The organism is Mesorhizobium neociceri (assembly GCF_013520985.1).
Taxonomy (GTDB): Bacteria; Pseudomonadota; Alphaproteobacteria; order Rhizobiales; family Rhizobiaceae; genus Mesorhizobium; species Mesorhizobium neociceri.
Genome location: NZ_JACDTY010000002.1, coordinates 120,995 through 142,811 on the forward strand (window position 1 = coordinate 120,995; position 21,817 = coordinate 142,811).

Annotated in this window: 19 protein-coding genes and 1 pseudogene; 4 read left to right on the plus strand and 16 right to left on the minus strand. The window is 63.0% G+C overall.

What is annotated here, in order from left to right; all coding sequences use genetic code 11:
• Nucleotides 1-52: 52 nt before the first annotated feature.
• A complete protein-coding gene (argF, locus tag H0241_RS04685; RefSeq protein WP_181056249.1) occupies nucleotides 53-964 on the minus strand; it encodes an ornithine carbamoyltransferase in 912 nt (303 codons plus the stop codon).
• Between the two features lie 17 nt (nucleotides 965-981).
• Nucleotides 982-2,181, minus strand: coding sequence for an aspartate aminotransferase family protein (locus tag H0241_RS04690; protein ID WP_181056250.1), 1,200 nt, complete (start codon nucleotides 2,179-2,181; stop codon nucleotides 982-984).
• A gap of 358 nt (nucleotides 2,182-2,539) precedes the next feature.
• Between H0241_RS04690 and H0241_RS04695 the strand changes: the two genes are divergently transcribed.
• On the plus strand, nucleotides 2,540-3,058 hold the full coding sequence (locus H0241_RS04695; protein WP_181056251.1) for a GcrA family cell cycle regulator: 519 nt from the start codon (nucleotides 2,540-2,542) through the stop codon (nucleotides 3,056-3,058).
• Between the two features lie 99 nt (nucleotides 3,059-3,157).
• Here the strand turns inward: H0241_RS04695 and H0241_RS04700 are convergent, their stop codons facing one another.
• The 3 genes from H0241_RS04700 to H0241_RS04710 all read right to left on the minus strand — a co-directional run bounded on the left by H0241_RS04700 (nucleotide 3,158) and on the right by H0241_RS04710 (nucleotide 6,377).
• Entirely contained in the window at nucleotides 3,158-4,165 is a 1,008-nt protein-coding gene (locus H0241_RS04700) for a magnesium and cobalt transport protein CorA (protein WP_181056252.1), read from the minus strand.
• A 94-nt stretch (nucleotides 4,166-4,259) separates the two neighbouring features.
• Entirely contained in the window at nucleotides 4,260-4,982 is a 723-nt protein-coding gene (phoU, locus tag H0241_RS04705; protein WP_181056253.1) for a phosphate signaling complex protein PhoU, read from the minus strand.
• 129 nt (nucleotides 4,983-5,111) lie between these two features.
• Nucleotides 5,112-6,377 (minus strand): ATP-binding protein, encoded by a 1,266-nt coding sequence (locus tag H0241_RS04710; protein WP_181056254.1) that lies wholly within the window; start codon nucleotides 6,375-6,377, stop codon nucleotides 5,112-5,114.
• A 101-nt stretch (nucleotides 6,378-6,478) separates the two neighbouring features.
• Between H0241_RS04710 and ppk2 the strand changes: the two genes are divergently transcribed.
• The gene (ppk2, locus tag H0241_RS04715) at nucleotides 6,479-7,384 is read left to right on the plus strand and encodes a polyphosphate kinase 2 (RefSeq protein WP_181056255.1); all 906 of its coding nucleotides are present in this window, start codon (nucleotides 6,479-6,481) and stop codon (nucleotides 7,382-7,384) included.
• A 73-nt stretch (nucleotides 7,385-7,457) separates the two neighbouring features.
• On the opposite strand, the gene H0241_RS04720 is transcribed toward ppk2, so the two are convergent.
• The 3 genes from H0241_RS04720 to H0241_RS04730 form a co-directional block, all read right to left on the minus strand.
• Nucleotides 7,458-8,207: an enoyl-CoA hydratase-related protein gene (locus H0241_RS04720; protein WP_181056256.1), complete on the minus strand. Its 750-nt coding sequence runs from the start codon at nucleotides 8,205-8,207 to the stop codon at nucleotides 7,458-7,460.
• A 15-nt stretch (nucleotides 8,208-8,222) separates the two neighbouring features.
• Complete coding sequence (locus H0241_RS04725; protein ID WP_181056257.1) at nucleotides 8,223-8,861, minus strand: acyl-homoserine-lactone synthase; 639 nt, start codon at nucleotides 8,859-8,861, stop codon at nucleotides 8,223-8,225.
• Between the two features lie 98 nt (nucleotides 8,862-8,959).
• Nucleotides 8,960-9,691: a helix-turn-helix transcriptional regulator gene (locus tag H0241_RS04730; protein ID WP_181056258.1), complete on the minus strand. Its 732-nt coding sequence runs from the start codon at nucleotides 9,689-9,691 to the stop codon at nucleotides 8,960-8,962.
• 295 nt (nucleotides 9,692-9,986) lie between these two features.
• On the opposite strand from H0241_RS04730, the gene H0241_RS04735 reads away from it, so the two are divergent.
• A complete protein-coding gene (locus H0241_RS04735) occupies nucleotides 9,987-10,802 on the plus strand; it encodes a transporter substrate-binding domain-containing protein (RefSeq protein ID WP_181056838.1) in 816 nt (271 codons plus the stop codon).
• A gap of 62 nt (nucleotides 10,803-10,864) precedes the next feature.
• Here the strand turns inward: H0241_RS04735 and H0241_RS04740 are convergent, their stop codons facing one another.
• Nucleotides 10,865-11,278, minus strand: coding sequence for a tellurite resistance TerB family protein (locus tag H0241_RS04740; RefSeq protein ID WP_181056259.1), 414 nt, complete (start codon nucleotides 11,276-11,278; stop codon nucleotides 10,865-10,867).
• Between the two features lie 157 nt (nucleotides 11,279-11,435).
• Between H0241_RS04740 and H0241_RS04745 the strand changes: the two genes are divergently transcribed.
• Nucleotides 11,436-13,085: a lysine--tRNA ligase gene (locus H0241_RS04745; RefSeq protein ID WP_181056260.1), complete on the plus strand. Its 1,650-nt coding sequence runs from the start codon at nucleotides 11,436-11,438 to the stop codon at nucleotides 13,083-13,085.
• On the opposite strand, the gene H0241_RS04750 is transcribed toward H0241_RS04745, so the two are convergent.
• The 7 genes and pseudogenes from H0241_RS04750 to H0241_RS04780 all read right to left on the minus strand — a co-directional run bounded on the left by H0241_RS04750 (nucleotide 13,048) and on the right by H0241_RS04780 (nucleotide 21,735).
• On the minus strand, nucleotides 13,048-13,920 hold the full coding sequence (locus H0241_RS04750; RefSeq protein WP_181056839.1) for a thermonuclease family protein: 873 nt from the start codon (nucleotides 13,918-13,920) through the stop codon (nucleotides 13,048-13,050). The two genes, H0241_RS04745 and H0241_RS04750, sit on opposite strands and share 38 nt — an antisense overlap.
• Entirely contained in the window at nucleotides 13,920-14,570 is a 651-nt protein-coding gene (locus H0241_RS04755; RefSeq protein ID WP_181056261.1) for a S24 family peptidase, read from the minus strand. The genes H0241_RS04750 and H0241_RS04755 overlap by 1 nt, the downstream gene beginning before the upstream one ends.
• 125 nt (nucleotides 14,571-14,695) lie before the next feature.
• Nucleotides 14,696-15,225: pseudogene (locus H0241_RS04760) on the minus strand (thioesterase family protein).
• Between the two features lie 11 nt (nucleotides 15,226-15,236).
• Nucleotides 15,237-17,456: a 3-hydroxyacyl-CoA dehydrogenase NAD-binding domain-containing protein gene (locus H0241_RS04765; RefSeq protein ID WP_181056262.1), complete on the minus strand. Its 2,220-nt coding sequence runs from the start codon at nucleotides 17,454-17,456 to the stop codon at nucleotides 15,237-15,239.
• 23 nt (nucleotides 17,457-17,479) lie between these two features.
• Complete coding sequence (locus H0241_RS04770; RefSeq protein ID WP_181056263.1) at nucleotides 17,480-18,688, minus strand: acetyl-CoA C-acetyltransferase; 1,209 nt, start codon at nucleotides 18,686-18,688, stop codon at nucleotides 17,480-17,482.
• 32 nt (nucleotides 18,689-18,720) lie between these two features.
• A complete protein-coding gene (locus tag H0241_RS04775) occupies nucleotides 18,721-19,893 on the minus strand; it encodes an acyl-CoA dehydrogenase family protein (protein ID WP_181056264.1) in 1,173 nt (390 codons plus the stop codon).
• 51 nt (nucleotides 19,894-19,944) lie between these two features.
• Nucleotides 19,945-21,735: an acyl-CoA dehydrogenase gene (locus H0241_RS04780; RefSeq protein ID WP_181056265.1), complete on the minus strand. Its 1,791-nt coding sequence runs from the start codon at nucleotides 21,733-21,735 to the stop codon at nucleotides 19,945-19,947.
• Nucleotides 21,736-21,817: the final 82 nt, after the last annotated feature.

Consider the following 21,817-nt stretch of genomic DNA (forward strand, 5'->3'; position numbering starts at 1 on the left):
CGTGATGGGGCGCAAATAGGCATCGCGCCCCCGCAGATCAAGCGCCTGGAGATCAAGCGCCCAGACACCAGGCCAAAACCGCCTTCTGGGCGTGGAGCCGGTTCTCGGCCTCGTCGAAGACCACCGAATGCGGCCCGTCAATGACGTCGTCGGTGACTTCCTCGCCGCGATGCGCCGGCAGGCAGTGCATGAACAGGGCGTCGGGCTTGGCCCTTGCCATCAGCGCCGCATTGACCTGATAGGGCGAGAAGACATTGTGGCCGCGGGCGCGGTGCTCCTGGCCCATCGACACCCAGCAGTCGGTGACGATGCAATCGACCTGATCGACGGCTTCCTCGGGCGAGCGGGTGAAATGCAGCTTGCCGCCGTTGGTCTTCGACCAGTCGATATGCTTCTGCGCCGGCTCGCTGCCTTCCGGCACCGCGACATTGAGATTGAAGCGGAAGCGCGCCGAGGCTTCGAGCAGCGAATGCAGCACATTGTTGCCGTCGCCGGTCCAGGCGATGGTCTTGCCGGCAACCGGACCGCGATGTTCCTCGAAGGTCATGATGTCGGCCATCAGCTGGCAAGGATGGGTATCGTCGGTCAGCCCGTTGATAACCGGGATGGTGGCGTTCTCGGTCAGCTCGAGCAGCCGCTCATGCGACGTCGTGCGGATCATGATGGCGTCGACATAGCGCGACAGCACCTTGGCGGTGTCGGCGATGGTCTCGGAGCGGCCGAGCTGCATTTCGGTGCCGGTCAACATGATGGTCTCGCCGCCGAGCTGGCGCATGCCGACGTCGAAGGAGACACGCGTGCGCGTCGACGGCTTGTCGAAGATCATGGCCAGCACCTTGCCTTCGAGCGGTTTGGTGCGCTCGCCGGCCTTGAGGCGCGCCTTGCGCACCACCGCATCGTCCAGCATGAACCGCAGATCGCCTTCGGAGACGGCGGAAAGATCGGTGAAATGGCGAAGTGACATCAGGAATGGTTCCGGGGTTACTTCGCGGCGGCCGCGGTGATGGCGTCGGCCAGGCCCTTGGCGCCGGCGCGGATGCGGTCGAGCGCCTCGCTGATTTCGGCGTCGGTGACGGTGAGCGGTGGCAACAGCCGAATGACGTTGTCACCAGCCGGCACCGCCAGCAGATGCTGGTCGCGCAGCGCCATGTTGACCTTGGTGTTGGGCATGGCGCATTTAAGGCCAAGCATGAGCCCTACGCCCCTGATGCCTTCGATGACATCGGGAAACTCGTCGGCGACGCCTGCCAGCCCTTGCTTCATCAGCAAAGCCTTGCGCTGGACGTCCTCCAGAAAACCATCTTCCAGCACGACGTCGAGTACAGCGTTGCCGACCGCCATCGCCAGCGGATTGCCGCCGAAGGTGGTGCCATGCACGCCTGCCGTCATGCCAACGACGGCATCGTCGGTGGCTAGGCACGCGCCCATCGGGAAGCCGCCGCCAATGCCCTTAGCTATCGCCATGATGTCGGGCGTCACGCCGGTCCATTCATGCGCGAACAGCTTGCCGGTGCGGCCGATGCCGCACTGGACCTCGTCGAAGATCAACAGCAGGCCATGCTGGTCGCAGAGCTGCCGCAGCCGCTTCAGGGACTGCGTCGGCACCGGGCGGATGCCGCCCTCGCCCTGCACCGGCTCGATCAGGATCGCGGCGGTCTCTGATGTGATCGCCTTCTCGGCGGCATCGATGTCGTCGAAGCCGACCTGGTCGAAACCCTCGACCTTGGGGCCGAAGCCTTCGAGATATTTGTACTGGCCACCGGCGGCGATGGTCGCCAGCGTACGGCCATGGAAGGCGCCTTCGAAGGTGATGACGCGGAAGCGCTCGGGATGGCCCTTGACGAACTGGTAGCGCCGCGCCGTCTTGATCGCGCATTCCAGCGCTTCGGCGCCGGAATTGGTGAAGAACACCTTGTCGGCGAAGGTGGCCTCAGCCAGCCGCTCGCCCAACCGGGTCTGCCCAGGGATCTCGTAGAGATTGGAGACGTGCCAGAGCTTGGCCGCCTGCTCGGTCAGCGCCGAGACCAGATGCGGATGGCTGTGGCCCAACGAATTGACCGCGATGCCGCCAGCAAAATCGAGATATCGCTCGCCCTTGTCGGTAACCAGCCAGGTGCCTTCACCGTGGTCGAAGGCCAAGGGTGCGCGAGCAAAGGTCTCGTAAAGCGCCGAACCGCTCATTATATGCGTCTCCGGTACCGGAAAATCAAAAAAGCCGCCAAAGCGGCGGCCTTGTGCGGCTTATCGTGTTTTTCGGCCATGAAGTCAACGAAAACGTCGTGCAAAGGCGCGCGGCAAGCTCCCGACGAGACGCCGGCTCATAAGCGACCGGGCAAGTTGGGGAAAACCGAAAAAACCGATTCGTGTTGCACCTGGGACTCTTGTCACCGAGTCAACACATGAGGTAATTGTAGTCGGGAAATAACTAGATTTCGTGCGGCGGACCTAATCACCTAATATATGTGGTGTCTGCCCCGGCAAAGGTTGCCGGGTCGGGAATGGATTCCGGCTGCCGCACGCTTAGCAGGAGCGCGGTCTCATGAACTGGACTGACGAGCGGGTCGAACTTCTCAGAAAACTGTGGTCGGAGGGCTTGAGCGCAAGCCAGATCGCCGCACAACTTGGCGGGGTCAGCCGCAACGCCGTCATCGGCAAGGTGCACCGGCTGAAGCTGTCGGGCCGCGGACGCTCGACCGCAACGCCGGCGCGCCAGAAGAAGACGGCGCAGGGATCGTCGATCCAGAAGTCTGTGTCGCGCGCCGCAACCACGCAGCGCCACGTCACCACGTCGATCGGGGCGACCGCGCTGCAGGCGCAGTTCGATGCCGAGCCGGTGGCTCGCCACTACATCCGCCCGGTCGAAAACGTTGTCGTGCCGATCTCGCGGCATCTGCAGCTCACCGACCTGACCGAGCGCACCTGCAAATGGCCGAATGGCGATCCGTTGTCGGAAGACTTCAACTTCTGCGGCAACGAAGCCGCCGAAACCGGCCCCTATTGCAAGTACCACGCAAGGGTGGCGTTCCAGCCGGCTTCGGAGCGGCGGCGGAGCAGGTGAGCGAATAGCGAATAGCGAATAGCGAATAGCGAATAGAAACGGCTTGGCTTCTGTGACAGGGAGCAAGCCGTTTTTGCTATTCGCGACTCGCGCCCTCTTTCAAAGCCATCCGTTCTTGCGAAACCGCCAGTACAGGAACGAGCAGATCAAGGCGATCGCGGTCAGAACCACCGGGTAGCCATATTCCATCTTCAGTTCCGGCATGTCATCGAAATTCATGCCGTAAATGCCGGCGAGCGCCGTCGGCACCGCCAGTATGGCGGCCCATGACGCCAGCTTCTTGGTATTCGCCGTTTCCTGGCTCTGGCCAACCAGCAGACTGGCCTCGAAGGCGAAGGCCAGAACCTCGCGCAGGCTGTCGATCTTTTCCTGCACGGTACGGATGTGGTCGGTGACATCGCGAAACAGCGGGTGCATGGCACTATGGATTTGCGGCAGGTCGGCGCTGGTCAGCCGGCGGCAGACCTCGACCAGCGGCAGCGCCGCGTTGCGCAGACGCAACAGATCGCGGCGCAGCATGTAGAGCCGCTCGATGTCGGGACCGGTCATCGGCTTCAGCAGCACCCTGTCTTCGATCGCCTCGACCTCGTCCTCGATCTGCTCGAGCACCGGCATGTAATTGTCGACGATGAAGTCGAGAATGGCGTAGAGGACGAAGTCCTCGCCCTTGGCCAGCGAATGCGGGCAGCTCTCCCAGTGCTGACGGACGGCGGCATAGGATGTCGAGGGACCATGCCTGACGCTGACGATATAGCCTGAGCCGACGAACAGGTGGGTTTCGCCGAAGGTGACGCGGCCGTCGATCAGCTGGGCGGTGCGGGCGACGATGAACAGGGCATCGCCATACTGCTCGATCTTGGGCCGCTGGTGCGGATGTTCGGCATCTTCGATCGCCAGTTCGTGCAGATGGAACTGCGCCTTGACGCGCAGCAACAGCTCGCGGTCGGGTTCGAGCAGGCCGATCCAGACGACATGGCCCGATTTCTTCGCCCATTCGCCGGCCTCTTCGATCGGGATGTCGGCTATGCGCTTGCCGGCGGTGTAGACGCTCGACGCGATGATGCCGGACGATGCCGGCGCCGGCTTGAACTCTCGGACATATTCCATCGCAGCCTCCGAACGCAGAACCTTCAATAGGCCTGAGAAGCTTAACGCTGCGATAGTTTAGCGCAATATGATTAAGCGTTCGAGGGGGGCGCGATCACTTCACCGGCAGCGCCGGAAGCGCCACCTTGTCGGTCTTGTCGCCTTTGGGACGCTCGGCCGGCATCTGGTCGCCGGTGACGATGTAATAGATGGTCTCGGCGATGTTGGTGGCGTGGTCGCCGATGCGCTCGATGTTCTTGGCGCAGAACAGCAGATGCGTACACGGCGTGATGTTGCGCGGATCTTCCATCATATAAGTCAGGAGCTCGCGAAACAGCGATGTATACATGGCGTCGATCTGGTCGTCGCGGTCGCGCACGAAGCCTATCCTGTCGACCGAACGCGATGCGTAGACGTCGAGCACTTCCTTCAGTTGGGTCAGCGCCAGATCGGCCAGCGCCTCGAGGCCGCGAAACAGGCTGGTCGGCTGGCGGCCGTCGATGACGCTCACCACTCGCTTGGCAACATTCTTGCCGAGGTCGCCGACTCGCTCGAGGTCAGCCGAAATACGGATGGCGCCGACAATCTCGCGCAGATCCGTCGCCATCGGCTGGCGCTTGGCGATGATGACGATGGCCTTGTCATCGATTTCGCGCTGGCCCTCGTCGAGGACAATGTCATCGCGGATGACCTTCTGGGCGAGGCCCGGGTCGGCATTGACCAGTGCCTGGATCGCCTGCTCGACCATGCGCTCGGCGTGCCCGCCCATCGCAGCGATGCGTTTCGACAGGTATTTCAGTTCTTCGTCATAGGCGCTGACGATGTGTACGGACTGCATGGACGGTATGCCTTCCTGGAATCCTTGGCCCGGAATCTTTGGCCTTTTGAGTCGTTTCCTCGAATCCTGTGCTGATACGCTAGCCGGATGACAGAACGAAGAAACAGGCAGTTAGCAAATAGTACTGCCTCAGCCCGCAGGCAAATGGACCGTGAACGCCGCGCCCTTGCCAACTTCCGACTTGATCGAAAGTCTGGCGTTATGACGCGTCAGTATGTGCTTGACGATGGACAGGCCGAGGCCGGTGCCTTTCTGGGTGCGGCTGCTTTCGACATCGACGCGGTAGAAGCGCTCGGTGATGCGCGGAATGTGCTCTTCGGGAATGCCAGGGCCATAGTCCCTGATGGTGACGTCGATGCCCGGTTCGGGACCGGCCTCGCCCCCGGCGATCGACACCGTGACGCGTCCACCCGGCTGGCCGTATTTGCAGGCGTTTTCCAACAGGTTCTCGAACACCTGGAACAGCTCGTCCCGGTCTCCGGGCACGTCGAGCGGCCCCTCGGCATAGTCGCGCTCGATGACGACGCCGTTTTCCCTGGCGAGCGGCCCGAGCGAATCGATGACGCTGTCGATGGTCTGGCGCAGATCGACCTCGGTTCCCGGCTTCAGATAGGGCTTCATTTCCAGCCGCGACAGCGAAAGGAGATCGTCGATCAGGCGCGCCATGCGGCCGGTCTGGTTCTGCATGATCTGCAGGAACTGCTCGCGCGCCGCCGGATCATTGCGGGCCGGCCCACGCAACGTCTCGATGAAGCCCGAAATCGAGGCCAGCGGCGTGCGCAGCTCATGGCTGGCATTGGCGATGAAGTCGGCGCGCATACGGTCGATCCGGCGCGTCTCGCTCTGGTCCTTGAACACCAGCACAAAGAGATCGGTAGCGTGGCCGACCGAGGATGCACTGACCCGGTAGGCCCGTTCGACCGGCAGCTTTTCGGTGTAATCGACGGCATCCGAGGCGACGCTTCCTGACAGCACGCCGTCGAGCAAGGCCTGCATTTCGGGGGCGCGGAATTTCAGCGGCAGCGACAGGCCGGGTGCGATCCCGCCAAAGGCTGCGAAGGCGGCGGCATTGGCATGGACGATGGTGGCGGTGCGGTCGAAGATGATGAGCGGATCGGCAACAGCGGCTGCGAGATATTCGCCGGTAAGCCGCTGCAGCCCGCTCGCCTCGATCGCGGCATCGCTCTGGATGGACTGGCTGGCGCCGCCGGTCGGCAGCATCGCGGCAGCAAGCAGCACCGCACAGGCGAGCAGAACGACATAGACGGACATGCCGGCAAAGCCGTAGGCGGCCGCAACAGCAACGATGCCGGCGGCGAGCAGCCAGCGGCCGTTCCACAGCCGGGCGGCTACGGCTTGCACTGTCGTTTTCCGCTCTGTGCCAGTGTCGGCCATTCGCGCGTCCCGAGCCCTTGCGCCGGCCGGCCGAAACTTCCGCTGGACCGGGTTTAGGCCTCCCCATAGCATGAGTCCGCAAGCTGGAAAGGTGCGTCTCGATGAAAAAAGCGAAGGAAAGTCCCGCCGCGGAGCCGGCAAAAGGTCCTCTGAAGATCAGGATCGACGGCAAAGAGCGGGAGTTCGATATCGAGAATCCCGAGCTTCCGGACTGGATCGAGGACAACAAACTGACTGCCGGCGACTATCCCTACGACAAGAAAATGAAGGGCGAGGAATACGACGAGACGCTGGAGCGGCTGCAGATCGAGCTGGTCAAGGCGCAGGCCTGGCTGCAGGCGACCGGCAAGCGGGTGATATCGCTGTTCGAGGGACGCGACGCCGCCGGCAAGGGCGGAACCATCTTCGTGCTGCGCCAGTATCTCAACCCTCGAACTGCGCGCAATGTGGCGCTGACCAAGCCGACGCCGACGGAAGTCGGGCAGTGGTACTTCCAGCGCTATGTCGACCATTTCCCGACATCGGGCGAATTCGTCACCTTCGACCGCTCCTGGTACAACCGCGGCGGCGTCGAGCCGGTGATGGGCTTCTGTACGCCGGAGCAGCACGAGAAATTCCTCGACGAGACGCCACATTTCGAGCGGATGATCTCCAATGAGGGCATCTATTTCTTCAAATTCTGGCTGAACATCGGCCGCGAAACCCAGCTCGAACGATTTCACGACCGCCGCTGGTCTCCGCTGAAGAACTGGAAGTTCTCGCCGATCGACATTGCCGGCATCACCAAATGGGACGATTACACCAAGGCCCGCGACCAGATGGTCGAGCGCACGCACAAGCAGTTCGCGCCATGGATCATCGTGCGGGCAAACGACAAACGACGCGCGCGGCTGGCTGTCATGCGGCGCATCCTGTTGTCATTGCCCTATGATGGGCGCGATCTCGACGCCATCGGCAAGGAAGACAAGAAGATCATCGGCGAAGGGCCGTCATTCCTGGAGAAATAGACGCTGAAGGTAGAGAGCCCATCCCTGATACGGGACGGGCTCTGTTGTCTTCATCGCGACTATGCGGCTGGCGTCATGCGGCCAGGCGGGCGATCCGCTGCAGCCGCTTCAGCGTGGTGTCGTCCTGAAGCGCCTGCTGGAACAGCGTGATCTCCTGATCGATACGGTCGCAGAGCACGCCCGTATCGCCCTTGAGCAGACCGCGCGTCTGCAGAAGGGCTGCAACCGGCTTCTTGGCCAGTTGCCTTGCCCTGCCGAGCGCTGCCTCCTCGGCACTGCCATCGGCCACGATCTCGGCGACGAGGCCAAGTGCCCTTGCGTCCTCGGCACCGAGTGTGTCGCCCAGGCAAAAGAAGCGGAAGGCGCCGGCATAGCCGAGCTTCTGTGGCGCCAGGATGGAGGTCGCCGCATCCGGCACCAGACCGAAATCGACGAACGGCACCCGGAAGGTGCTGTTGCTCGAGGCGATCACCATGTCGCAGTGGAACAGAATGGTGCAGCCGACGCCGACGGCATCGCCGTCGACACAGGCCAGCACCGGCTTGGGGAACGTCGCCAACGTGCGGAACATGTCGGTGACGGCGGCGATCAGTTGCTGGTGCTTGGTGGAGTCGAGGAACTCGGAGAAATCGCCACCGAGGCAAAAGCAGCCGGCGAGGCCGCGCAGCACCACGACACGGACATTGTCGTCGACGGCGGCTTCATGGAAGGTCCTGGCCAGGCTTGCATAGGCGCGCCCGTCCAGCACCGGCCGGCCGTCATGCGACGACACGGTGACGACCAGCGTGTGGCCACGCAATTCGGGTTGGGGGTCAAAGCTCATTTGTCGTCTCCGATCTCACGACGCCTGCCGCATGCCGAGCATGTCGGGTGTGCCCCTGGCCAGCACGGGGGCGTGATGGTTGCGGCGCGAACGCACGACATCGAGCGTGTGCGTGTTGAAGGTCAGCAAGGTGGCGACGACCTGCTGGTTGCCATAGGTGCGCTGATAACCGAGCGGCGTTGCCAGGAAATGCAGCTGCAGGGCCCGCAGCACCCACATCGGCTCGAACTCGATGATCACCTGGTTGACGTTGCGCTTCAGTCCCCACTCGACGAAGCCGGCGATCAGCTCGGTGCCGACCGTCGAGACGCCGCGCTTGCCGTCTCGATAGCCGGGCGCCACCGCGTAGCGGGTCAGCTCCCAGACCTTCGGTCCGGATGGCGGCGTGCCTTCATAAAGATCGACCAGCACCTCAGTCAGCAAATGCGGCCGCGTCGTCGGCAGCATGCGCTGATAGCCGGCGAGTTCGCCGCCGCGGATGACCAGCTGGTGCACTGCCTCGTCATGATCGAACTGGTCGATCTCGAGGCCATCGGGACGCTTCAGATCTGTCCAGCCCATCTCTTCGACGAAGATCTTGTAGCGCAGACGATGGACAGCCTCCCAAAGGTCGGGACGTTCCATCAATTCCTGTGTTGTAAGGGCGAAAAGCATTAGCCGTCTCCTGGGCTCAAGAGGAAGATACGGCCGCACGTTCCAGATAAAATTGCGTGATCACGCAGGCAGGAATTTTTTAGGTCGGCACGGCCGACCTAGCTAATATAGCCGCGCCTAATCGCTTCGGCGACAGCTTGCACCCTGTTGACGGCACCGAGTTTACTCTTAGCGTTAAGGAGATGTTTTTCGGAGGTGTGCTCCGAGATGCCGAGTATCTGCGAAATCTCCCATTCGGACTTGCCGACGGCTGCCCATTTCAGGCATTCCCGCTCACGCGGGGTCAATTCGATGTGATCGATGGTGTTGGCCGCCATCGTGTGCAGCTGCATGGCGCGGCCGACCGCATAGGTCGACACCAGCGACACCAGTCCGAACTCGGCGCCCGACAATTCGACGGCCTCGCCACCTAGCGAGACCATGACGATCTGGCCTTCGAGCGTCACCAGTGGAAAGGCCAGGCCATCGCGCAGCTTGAATTCTCTGGCGTCGCCCATCACCTCGCCACTTTCCCTGTCGACGCGGATGCCACGCGACGCCTCGCGCCATTGGAACGGCGCCTGCAATTCCTTCATGTGGCTGACGACGGGATCATGGTCGACATAGTTGCGCGCCACATAGCGCTCCAGCCATTCCACCGGCCAGTCGCACAAAAGCACGTGATCCTTTTGCTGGCCACGCGGCGTGCCGGGCTGCGGAACCGTTCCCGCCATCAGCGCCGTCAGGCCAAAATGCGAGGTGACGCCAAGCAATGTTTCACAAACCGCGGCCGCCGTGTCGGCATGCTGCAGTTGGTCTATATATTCCAGCGTGCGATCGAACTGACCCATCGCAACATCTACCCCATGTTGCCTACCGCTCTTGAGACCGATGTTACGTGCCTGATCCGCACTTCGCCATCAACCCCGGATTGCAAGCCGCATGCTTGGCTTTTTTTGCGCAGCGACCGCTTGCCCTCGGACCGACTCTGCGCGGCTATTTGCAACCTCACCAAAGCATAACCCGAAATTGGCCCTTTGAAATCAAAAACAATTGTACGCGCGTCGTTTTCGTATCAAAAGCCAACGGCAGAACGGGCGGAGTTTTTTCGTGATATCTCGCTGGATTGCCATCGCGTTCCTCTCGATGCTGGTTGGAGTGCAGCCGTTTGCCGGCGCAGCGCGCGCGGCGGAACCGCAGGTGCCGGTGCTTTGGGACGCCAAGGAACGGCTGCCGAAGCCAGATCTCTCGGCGTTGCCCAGGCTCAGATTCCTCACCACGACCGATTTCCCGCCCTTCAACTTTCTCGACGGCGCTGGCCGGCTGTCCGGCTTCCACATCGACCTGGCGCGGGCGATTTGCGCCGAACTCGACATCGCCGACAAATGCCAGATCCAGGCGCTGCCCTGGGCCGAGCTCGACGACGCGCTGCAGAAGGGCGAAGGCGAGGCGATCATCGCCGGCATCGCCGCGACGCCGGAAATGCGGGCGAAATACAGTTTTTCGCGCTCCTATCTGCAATTTCCGGCGCGCTTCATCATGCCGAAGGCCAAGGCCTTTCCCGAGCCAATCCTCGACAAATTGCGCAGCAAACGGGTCGGCGTGCTGGCCGGCTCGGCGCATGAAAAGATGCTGCGCGATTATTTCGGCACCGTGCAGATCATCCTCTTCGACAGGCCGGAAGGCCTCTACAGCGACTTGAAGGCCGGCAAGATCGACGCCGCGTTCGGCGACGGCATGCGCTTTTCCTTCTGGCTGGGCGGTAGGGACGCGGCCGGCTGCTGCCGCTTTGCCGGGGGCCCTTATCTCGCGCCGGAATATCTGGGATCCGGCATGACGATTGCCACCCGGGCCGGCGATCCGGCGCTCGCCGCAGCGATGGACTACGCGCTGCAGGAGATTTCGGTGAAGGGCACCTTCGCCGAGTTCTATTTGCGCTATTTCCCGGTCAGTTTCTTCTGATCCGGCCCCGGTCAGTTTCTTCTGATCCGGCCCCGATCAGCTTTTTCTGAGGGCTGCTGATATCAGGTGAGCGTGCGCAGCCGCGCCTTCGCGCCGCGCGCGATGGCCGCGACGGTCAGCGTGTCGAGATCGAGCTGGCGGCGGATGAGCTGCAGCACCCGAACCTCCTCCATGCGCATTTCGAGATCGACGGCGGCAACCTCGAAGGCGGCGGCATAGGCGGTGTCATGCAGCCGCTCGGGCAAAGCCTTGCCAACACGCTCGAGAACGCCTTCCAGCCCATCCTTTTCATCCAGCATCTTCTGGCAGTCCTGCGCGATGGCAATCAGCCTGTCCTGGTTGAAATCCTCGAACACCGGCCAGCTGCGGACGACGTCGCCGATGCGCGCCAGTTCGACATCGGTCATGTCGCGATCGGAAGCCGACGTGATGACCATCAGGTAGATCAGGGCTTCATGGGTGGACGGCAACGGCATTCAAAACTCCTTGATAGTGAGGCTGGAACGTAGGGACGCCACGAAGGCGCCGCAAGGAAAACCGCCTGATATCGTTGACGCTCCCGCCTGTCGCGCCTAGAGACCCGGTTGAAAAATCTTACCAGCCGCGAAGCCGGCCCATGACTGGAACTTTGACATGACGGGATCAAACACGATCGATCTCAACCCCGAAATGCTTGCGGCAGCGGCCGAAAGCAAGGCCTGGCCGTTCGAGGAAGCCAAAAAGATCATCGAGCGCTACAAGGGTGCCGACTTTCCCGAGACCGTCCTGTTCGAGACCGGCTACGGCCCGTCCGGCCTGCCGCATATCGGCACGTTCGGCGAGGTGGCGCGCACCTCGATGGTGCGGCATGCCTTCCACGTACTGACCGGAAACAAGGTCAAGACCAAGCTTCTGTGTTTCTCCGACGACATGGACGGCATGCGCAAGATCCCCGACAATGTGCCGGATCGCGCAGCACTCGAGCCCTATCTGCACATGCCGCTATCGTCGGTGCCCAATCCGTTCGGCGGCGACTATGCGAGCTTTGGCGACCACAACAACGCGATGCTGTGCCGCTTCCTCGACACGTTCGGCTTCGACTACGAATTCGCCAGCGCGACGCAGTACTACAAGGCTGGCCGCTTTGACGCGATGCTGCTGCGCGCCGCCGAGCGCTATGACCAGATCATGGCGGTGATGCTGCCGACGCTCGGGCCGGAGCGCCAGGCGACCTACAGCCCGTTCCTGCCGATCTCGCCGAAAAGCGGCCGCGTGCTCTACGTGCCGATGAAGCATGTCGACGCCAAGGCCGGCACCATCACCTTCGACGATGACGGCACCGAGACCACGCTTTCGGTGACCGGCGGCAAGGTGAAGCTGCAGTGGAAGCCGGATTTCGGCATGCGTTGGGCAGCGCTCGGCGTCGATTTCGAAATGTTCGGCAAGGACCACCAGACCAATGCTGTGGTCTATGATCGCATCTGCAACATACTCGGCGGACGCGCGCCGGAGCATTTCGTCTATGAACTGTTCCTCGACGAGAACGGCCAGAAGATCTCGAAGTCGAAGGGCAACGGGCTGACGATCGACGAATGGCTGCGCTATGCGCCAACCGAGAGCCTCGGCCTCTATATGTACCAGCGGCCAAGGCAGGCGAAAAAACTCTATTTCGACGTCATCCCGCGCGCCGTCGACGAATACTACACCTTCCTCGGCGCCTATCCGCGCCAGGACTGGAAGGAACGGCTGGGCAATCCGGTCTGGCACATGCATGACGGCAAGCCGCCGGCGATCGACCTGCCGGTGCCGTTCTCGCTGCTGCTCAATTTGGTCAGCGCCTCCAACGCGCAAAACAAGGATGTGCTGTGGGGCTTCATCTCGCGCCATGCGTCAGGCGTGACGCCAGCAACGCATCCCGAACTCGACCAGCTGGTTGGCTTCGCGATCCGCTATTTCGACGATTTCGTAAAGCCGACGAAGACGTTCCGGCCGGCCGACGACGTCGAACGCACAGCGCTCGAAGCTCTCAGTAACGCGCTTGGCGGCCTGCCGGCCGGCGCTGACGGCGAAGCGATCCAGAACGCTTCGCTCAACGTCGCGCGCAAGATCGAACGCTATCAGGACCATTCCAAGCAGAGCCCAGACGGCGGCCCCGGCGTTTCCGGCGCTTTCTTCCAGATGATCTACCAGGTGCTGATCGGCCAGGAACGCGGCCCGCGCTTCGGCTCATTCGCGGCGCTCTACGGCATCGCCGAGACGCGCGCCCTCATTGAGCGGGCGCTGGCTGGTCAGCTGGCGGCGTAGCATCCGCCCCAACCGGCGGCGTGTCTGTCGCCGGGGCATCGAGGATCGGTTGCGACGCCGTCGGTGCGGCAACCGGCATTGGCGCCGGCGGTAGGCCGCCAAGATCGGGCGCGGCGCCGAAGATGCCCTTCCTGGCGCTGCGCGCCTTGTCGCCTGCTTCGACATAGGGGCCGCCTGCGACCGCGCGCGCCCAGCCGTTTTCGACCAGCCACTGGCCGACATCCTGCTTGCCGATGCGGCATTCGGCTGCAATCAGGTCGTGGTCGGCCTCCGGCGGCACCTTGCACGCCACGGCCCGGCCGCGCAGGAAAGACCGGAACGCGGTGCGCGCACGAGCGCCGCAAGCCCAGGACTTGCCATCATCGGTGCAGGTCTCGTCCTCCTTGACGATGTCGATGCCGGAGACCGCCACGGAATAACCATTGGCTTCGATCAGGCCGGCGGCGGATGCGACCGGCTGGAACAGTTTTGTCCCGCCCCAGTCGTCGACCGCTCTCGGCCTGCGCGGCTTGGGCGGTCCGGCCAGCGCCAGGTCGCTCAGCGGTGCGCGCGGTTCGACCCGTTCGAGCTCCTCTGCCGGCAGCGGCGGCGGTGCAATGGTCTCTGGATCGATCGCTCTCGAATGCACCGGAGGCAAAGGCACCGGAGGCTTGGCCGGCTGTATCTCGGGAATGGCCGAGGTCGCCGGCTCCTCGGGCACGGCGTCAGCGCCCGGGTCGATCTGGTCGATGGTGACGCTGCTCTGCTCGGGCTGCAAGACGCGGCCACCGGCGACAACCAGGGCCACCATCGCCGGGATCGCCAGCACGGCCAGGGCCAGTTGCAGCAGCCGCACTACTGGCTTGCCCAGACGATGCGCGCCACCCATTCGACATCGCGCATGGCGATGTCACGGTCCGGGTGGTCGGGATTGAGCGAGATCAGTACGATCGATTTCGTCGTCTGGCGGTCGAGCACCTTGGCCATGACCTCGCCGCTATTGGTCTTGACGACGACGCGGTCGCCCTTGCGGGTGGCAGCGCCCGGCTCGACGATCAGCACATCGCCATTGCGGTAGAGCGGCAGCATGGAATCGCCCTGCACCTTCAGCGCATAGGAGGTTTCAGTCGCGCGTGCCGGAAGCTCCACCAGATCCCAGCCCTGGCCGGAGGGATAGCCGGCATCGTCGAAGAAGCCGCCGGCGCCGGCCTGGGCAAAGCCCAGCAGCGGCACCGCTGAACGCTGCGCGGCCGCCGAGCCTGAAGCAACCTTGGCGCGGCCTTCGACCAGCCCGGTGAATTCGTCGAGCGAGGCGCCCGTCGCCTCGATGATCTTGGCCAGCGATTCGGTCGAGGGCCAGCGCGGCCGCCCGTCCGAGGACAGTCGCTTCGACTTGTTGAACGCGGTCGAATCAAGACCGGCACGCCGGGCCAGGCCCGAGGCCGACAGCGAATAACGCTCGGCGAGAGCGTCGATGGCGGCCCAAACGCGATCATGCGAGAGCAATTCGCTCTCCTCAAAAACAGGAAAAAATACCTTTTCCTTCTAGCGCGCGGCCACCCGATTGTCCACCGACGCGCAGGCCGATCGCCTACAAAGCTGTGTGAGGCGAAGTCGACAAGGCGAACTCGTCAGGCAGTCTGCTTGGCCAGGCTGCGCAATCCCTGGTGGGAGGTCATGAAAGCCCGCTCGGCCTCTGTCGGCGGCCGCGGCTGAACGGAACGGCCAAGTGCCACCACAACCTCGTCGATGTCGACAAAGCGATGGCCGGGACGGTCGTAGACACCGCCCGTCGTCATGATCAAAGCGGCCGTCTCGCCATTGTCGAGGACAAACCGGTGCCTGCCGATGAGGTCTCGATCGAGGACACCACCTCAAAACGACGCCACAGCCTGATCTCGCGCACATAGACCGATTCCAGACCGCCGATCATAGGCGCCCAGCCGTTCTTCCTCGCCAGCGCGATGAGACCGACGCGCAGAAAAATGTCGATGCGGCCGAGATCGGCCAGCATCATGTAGCGGGCATTGTTGAGATGGCTGTTGAAGTCGATATCCGTCGGCAGACAGCGGAAAGCCAGCCGGCTTTCGCTGCCGACCATATAGGGGCCACGGCGCGATGCCGTGGCCATCATGCGCGCCAGGCGCCCCCAGACGTACATGGGGCGCTAGATCAAGCGGCCTTCTTCACCTCGCCCTTCGCATAGGGATCGAAGCGCTGGTAGAAGGTCTCGCCCTTCTCGGCCAGGTCGAGCAGCAGCTTGGGCGCCTTGAATTCGGCGCCGTATTTCTTCTGCAGAGCCTTGGCGATCTTGACGAACTCCTTGACGCCGATGCCGTCGATATAGGACAGCGCGCCGCCGGTGAACGGCGCGAAGCCGAAGGCGAGGATCGAACCGACATCGGCCTCGCGCGGATCGGTGACGATCCCCTCTTCCATCACCCGCGCCGCTTCCAGCGCAATGGTGACCAGCAGGCGCTGCTGCAGCTCCTCATAGTCGACCTTCTCGGCCTTCAGCTGCGGATAGAGGTCCTTGAGGCCGGACCACAGCTTCTTCTTGGCGGGCTTCGCCGGATAGTCGTAGAAGCCCTTGCCGTTCTTGCGGCCGAAGCGGCCATGGGTGTCGACCATCGTGTTGATCAGCGCCATCTGCCTGGGGTCGACGGCCTTGTCGCCGAGATCCCTGATGGTCTGCTTCATGATCTTCTGCGCAAGGTCGATCGCCGTCTCGTCGGTCAGCGCCAGCGGACCGACCGGCATGCCGGCGGCCTTGGCCGCGTTCTCGATCATCGGCGCCGGAACACCTTCGATCAGCATCTTGTAGGCTTCCGACATGTAGCGCAGCACGCAGCGGTTGACGTAGAAGCCGCGCGTGTCGTTGACCACGATCGGCGTCTTCTTGATGGTGCGCACGAAGTCGATCGCGGTGGCCAGCGCCTTGTCACCAGTCTTCTTGCCCAGGATGATCTCGACCAGCATCATCTTGTCGACCGGCGAGAAGAAGTGGATGCCGACGAAATTCTTCGGCCGCGCCGAATTCTTGGCCAGCGCGGTGATCGGGATGGTCGAGGTGTTGGAGGCAAAGATCGCCGACGATTTCAGCACCGCTTCCGCCTGCTCGGTGGCAGCCTTCTTGACGCCTGAATCCTCGAACACCGCCTCGACGACCAGATCGCAGCCGGCGAGGTCGGCATAGTCGGCGGTCGGCGTGATCAGCGACAGAAGCTGGTCCCGCTCCTCGGGCTTGGCGCGGCCCTTCTTGACCTGATCCGAGATCAGGCTGTCGGAATGTGCCTTGCCCTTTTCGGCCGGCGCCATGTCGCGGTCGAGCAGCACGACCGGGATGCCGGCCTTGGCGGTGACAAAGGCGATGCCCGCGCCCATGAAGCCGGCGCCGAGAATGCCGATCTTCTTGAACTTGGTTTCCGGCACACCAGCCGGACGGCGGGCGCCCTTGTTGAGCTCCTGCAGCGACACGAACAGCGAGCGGATCATCGCCGCCGCTTCCTTGGACTGCATGATTTCGGTGAAATAGCGCTGTTCGATCCGCAGACCGGTGTCGAACGGCACCAGCAGGCCCTCATAGACGCATTTCAGGATGGCGGCGGCGGCCGGATAATTGCCATAGGTCTCGCGGCGCAGGATGGCGATGGCCGGCGGCCACAGATTGAAGCCGGCGGGCGTATAAATCTGGCCGCCAGGCAGCTTGAAGCCTTTCTCGTCCCAGGGCTGGACAGCTTTCAGGCCGTTTTTGATCATCGCCTTGGCGGTCTCGATCAGTTTACCCGGTTCGGCGACCTCGTGGATCAGGCCCATGGCCTTGGCCTTCTGCGGCGACAGGTTCTGGCCCGTGGTCAGCATCTGCAGCGCCTGCTGCTGGTCGGTCAACCGCGGCACGCGCTGGGTGCCGCCGGCGCCGGGAAAGATGCCGACCTTGACTTCCGGCAAGGCCATCTTGACCTTGTCGGAGTCAGCGGCAACGCGGCCATGGCAGGCCAGCGACAATTCGAAAGCGCCGCCCATGCAGGTACCGTTGATGGCCGAAACCCAGGGCTTGCCCGATGTTTCGAGCTTGCGCCACAGGGCGCCCATGCGGCCGGCATTGTCGAACAGCAACTTTGCCGCTTTCTCCGGATCCTTGGTCTTCTCCTTGGCGAAGACCGCCAGCATCTTCTGCAGCATGGTGAGGTCCGCGCCGCCGGAGAAGCTGTCCTTGCCGGAGGTGATCACCGCGCCCTTGATGCCGGCATCGGCCGCGACCTGGTCGATGATCTTGTCGAGCTCGTTCATCACCTCTTCGGTGAAGACATTCATCGAGCGATCCGGCATGTTCCAGGTAACCAGCGCGACACCGTCTGCGTCGGTTTCGACCGTGAAGTTTGTGTAAGTCATGTCTTTCTCCTTCCGGCCGAAAATCAGACGCGTTCGATGATCGTTGCGGTGCCCATGCCGGCGCCGATGCAGAGCGTCACCAGCGCGGTGTTCAGGTCGCGACGCTCGAGCTCGTCGAGCACCGTGCCCAGGATCATTGCGCCGGTGGCACCGAGCGGATGGCCCATGGCAATGGCGCCGCCATTGACGTTGATCTTGTCGTGCGGGATCTCGAAGGCCTGCATGTAGCGCAGCACCACCGAGGCGAAGGCCTCGTTGAGCTCGAACAGGTCGATATCCGACAGCTTCATCTTGGCGCGCTTCAACAGCTTTTCGGTGACGTCGACCGGACCGGTCAGCATCAGCACCGGCTCGGAGCCGATGTTGGCGAAGGCGCGGATGCGCGCGCGGGGCTTCAGCCCCATGGTCTTGCCGGCCTTCTTGGAGCCGAGCAGCACGGCGGCCGCACCGTCGACGATGCCGGACGAATTGCCGGCATGGTGGACGTGATTGACCTCTTCGACTTCCGGGTGCTTCTGCACGGCAACAGCATCGAAGCCGCCCATCTCGCCAGGCATGACGAAGGACGGGTTGAGCGAGGCCAGCGACTGCATGTCGGTCGAAGGCCGCATATGCTCGTCATGATCGAGGATGGTCAAGCCGTTCTGGTCTTTGATTGGAATGACGGAGTTCTTGAAGCGGCCATCGGCCCAGGCCTTGCCGGCGCGCTTCTGGCTTTCGACCGCATAGGCGTCGACGTCGTCGCGCGAAAAGCCGTATTTGGTGGCGATCAGGTCGGCCGAAATGCCTTGCGGCACGAACCAGCCGGGCAGACCAACGGACGGGTCCATGAACCACGCGCCGCCCGATGCCCCCATGCCGACGCGCGACATCGATTCGACGCCGCCGGCAATGACGATCTCGTCGGCCCCTTGAGCGATCTTGGCGGCGCCGAAGTTAATGGCGTCGAGGCCCGAAGCGCAGAAGCGCGAGATCTGCATGCCCGGAGCCTTGTTGTCGTAACCGGCCTCGAAGGCGGCGGCACGCGGAATGACCGAGCCGGCTTCGCCGACCGGATCGACGCAGCCGAAGATGATGTCGTCGACATTGCCGGTGTCGAGCCCATTGCGGTCGCGCAGCGCCTCGAGCGTCCTGGCAGCGAGCCGCACCGCCGGCACTTCGTGCAGCGAGCCATCCTTCTTGCCCTTGCCGCGCGGCGTGCGCACGGCGTCATAGACATAAGCTTCGGCCATTTTCTTGCTCCTTGCTTTGCCGGTCGTGGCTCTCAGAGAGAGCGGCCGATCAGCAATTTCATGATCTCGTTGGTGCCGCCGTAGATGCGCTGGACGCGGGCGTCGCGGAACATGCGGGCGATCGGATATTCATTCATGTAGCCATAGCCGCCATGCAATTGAAGGCATTCGTCGACGACTTTTCCCTGCAGGTCCGAGAGCCAGTATTTCGCCATCGAGGCCGTCACCGGATCGAGGCCGCCATTGACGTGGCGGGTGACGCAATCATTGTAGAAAACACGGCCGATGGTGGCCTCTGTCTTGAGTTCGGCGAGCTTGAACTGGGTGTTCTGAAACTCGATGATCGCCTTGCCGAAGGCCTTGCGATCCTTGACGTAGTCGATGGTCAGCGCCAGCGCCCGCTCGATCATGGCGATGGCGCCGGTGCCGATCTGCAGGCGCTCCTGCGGCAATTGCTGCATCAGCTGGATGAAGCCCTGCCCCTCTTCATGGCCAAGCAGGTTCGAGGTCGGCACGCGCACCTCGTTGAAGAACAGTTCCGAGGTATCGTTGGCCTTCAAGCCGATCTTGTCGAGGTTGCGGCCGCGCTCGAACCCCTCGACCTCGTCGGTCTCGACGACGATCAGCGAGGTGCCCTTGGCGCCCTTGGCTGGATCGGTCTTGGTGACGACGATGATGAAATTGGCGAGCTGGCCATTGGTGATAAAGGTTTTCGAGCCGTTGATCTTGTACTGGTTGCCGTCCTTCTCGGCTCGCGTCTTGACGCCTTGCAGGTCGGAGCCGGCGCCCGGCTCGGTCATGGCGATGGCGCCGATCAGTTCGCCGGTCGCCAGCTTCGGCAGCCACTTCTTCTTCTGCTCTTCGGAGCCGTAATGCAGAATGTAAGGGGCGACGATCGCATTGTGCAGGCCGATACCGAAACCGTCGACGCCGACATGGCCGATCGCCTCGATGATGGCGCTCTCATGCGCGAAGGTGCCGCCGGAGCCGCCATATTCCTCCGGCATCGAGGCGCAGAGCAAGCCGGCCGCACCAGCCTTGCGCCAGCTCTCGCGGTCGACCATTTCGTTCTTCTCGAACTCGTCGTAACGCGGCGCGATCTCTTCCGACATGAAGCGATGCGCCATGTCGTAGAGCATGCCGACCTCGTCCGCCGCCCAGGCGGGCTTCGGCAAAGAGAGCACTTCGGCTGGATTTGTCGCCACGATTTCCTCCGCGTTCCGACAATGTGGGCCGGCGGTGCCGGCCCGACAAACCTAGAACGCTTCCGCGGGCAGCGCCATTAGCGTGTCCGCACCACTGGAAATGCGGGCGAGATGTGCCGACGTCTCAGGCATGATCCGCTCCATGAAGAAGCGCGCCGTCACCACCTTGTTGTCGTAAAAGGGCTGGGAGCCGTTGGCGCCGGTCTTGGCCTGAGCCGCCTTTGCCATCTGCGCCCACATGTAGCCCAGCGCCACGAGACCGAAGAGATGCATGTAGTCGGTCGAGGCCGCACCGGCATTGTCGGGCTTGGCCATGCCGTTCTGCAGCAGCCACATGGTCGCCGCCTGCAGATCGTTGAGGCCCTTCTTCAGCGCCTTGGTGAAAGGTGCCAGCTTCTCGTCGGCACGGTTCTCCTCGCAGAACTCGCCGACATCCCTAAAGAAGGCCTGCACGGCGCGACCGCCATTGAGGCCAAGCTTACGGCCGACGAGATCGAGCGCCTGGATGCCGTTGGCGCCTTCATAGATCATGGCGATGCGGGCATCGCGCACGAACTGGCTCATGCCGTGTTCCTCAATATAGCCGTGGCCACCGAACACCTGCTGCGCCATCACGGCGTGGTCGAAACCCTTGTCGGTCAGCACGCCCTTGATCACCGGTGTCAGCAGGCCGGTATAGTCGTCGGCGGCCTGGCGGTCCTTGTCGTCGGCGGAGCGGTGGGCGATGTCGGACTTGATCGCCGTCCACAGCGCCAGCGCGCGGCCGGCCTCGTTGAAGGCCTTCATGGTCATCAGCGAGCGGCGGATGTCGGGATGGACGATGATCGGGTCGGCCTTCTTGTCCGGCGCCTTGGCGCCCGACAGCGAGCGGCCCTGCAGCCGGTCCTTGGCGTAGGACACGGCGTTCTGGTAGGCGATTTCCGACAACGACAGCCCCTGCAGGCCGACGCCGAGGCGGGCTTCATTCATCATCGTGAACATCGCCTTCAGGCCACCATTCTCCTCGCCGAGCAGCGTGCCTTCGGCCTCGTCATAGTTCATGACGCAGGTCGAGTTGCCGTGGATGCCCATCTTCTCCTCGATCGAGCCGCAGGAGAGCGTGTTCTTCTCGCCCGGATTGCCCGAGGCATCGAGCTTGAGCTTCGGCACGATGAACAGCGAGATGCCCTTCACGCCTGCCGGCGCGCCTTCGATGCGGGCCAGCACGAGATGTACGATGTTTTCCGACATGTCGTGCTCGCCGGCCGAGATGAAGATCTTCTGCCCGGAAATCTTGTAGGTGCCATCGCCGTTCGGCACCGCCTTGGTGCGCAGCAGGCCGAGATCGGTGCCGCAATGCGGCTCGGTCAGGTTCATGGTTCCGGTCCAGGACCCCTCAACCAGCTTCGGCAGCCACGTCGCCTTCTGCTCGTCGGTGCCGTGGGTGATGAGCGCCGCGATCGCGCCTTGCGTCAGACCGGGATACATCATCAGCGCCATGTTGGCTGAGACCATATATTCGGCAACCGCCGTGTGCACGGCATAGGGCAGGCCCTGGCCGCCGAATTCGACCGGTGCGGCCAGCCCCATCCAGCCGCCTTCGCGATACTGATCGTAGGCCTCCTTGAAGCCTTTCGGCGTCGTTACCGAGCCGTCCTCATGACGCACGCAGCCTTCCATGTCGCCGACGCGGTTCAGCGGATGCATGACGTTTTCGGCGAGCTTGGCGCCTTCGGCGAGGATCGCCTCGACCACATCGGGCGTCGCGTCGGCAAATCCGGGGAGATTGGAATAGCGCTGGTAGCCCAGCACGTCATTGAGCACGAACAGCGTGTCCTGGACCGGCGCCCTGTAGATCGGCATGTGTTTCCTCCACCATGCGGGTCTTGGCCGCGAGATCGGGCCCCGAAAATGAGGTCGGGGCAGCGTGCGGGCCAATGTTGAA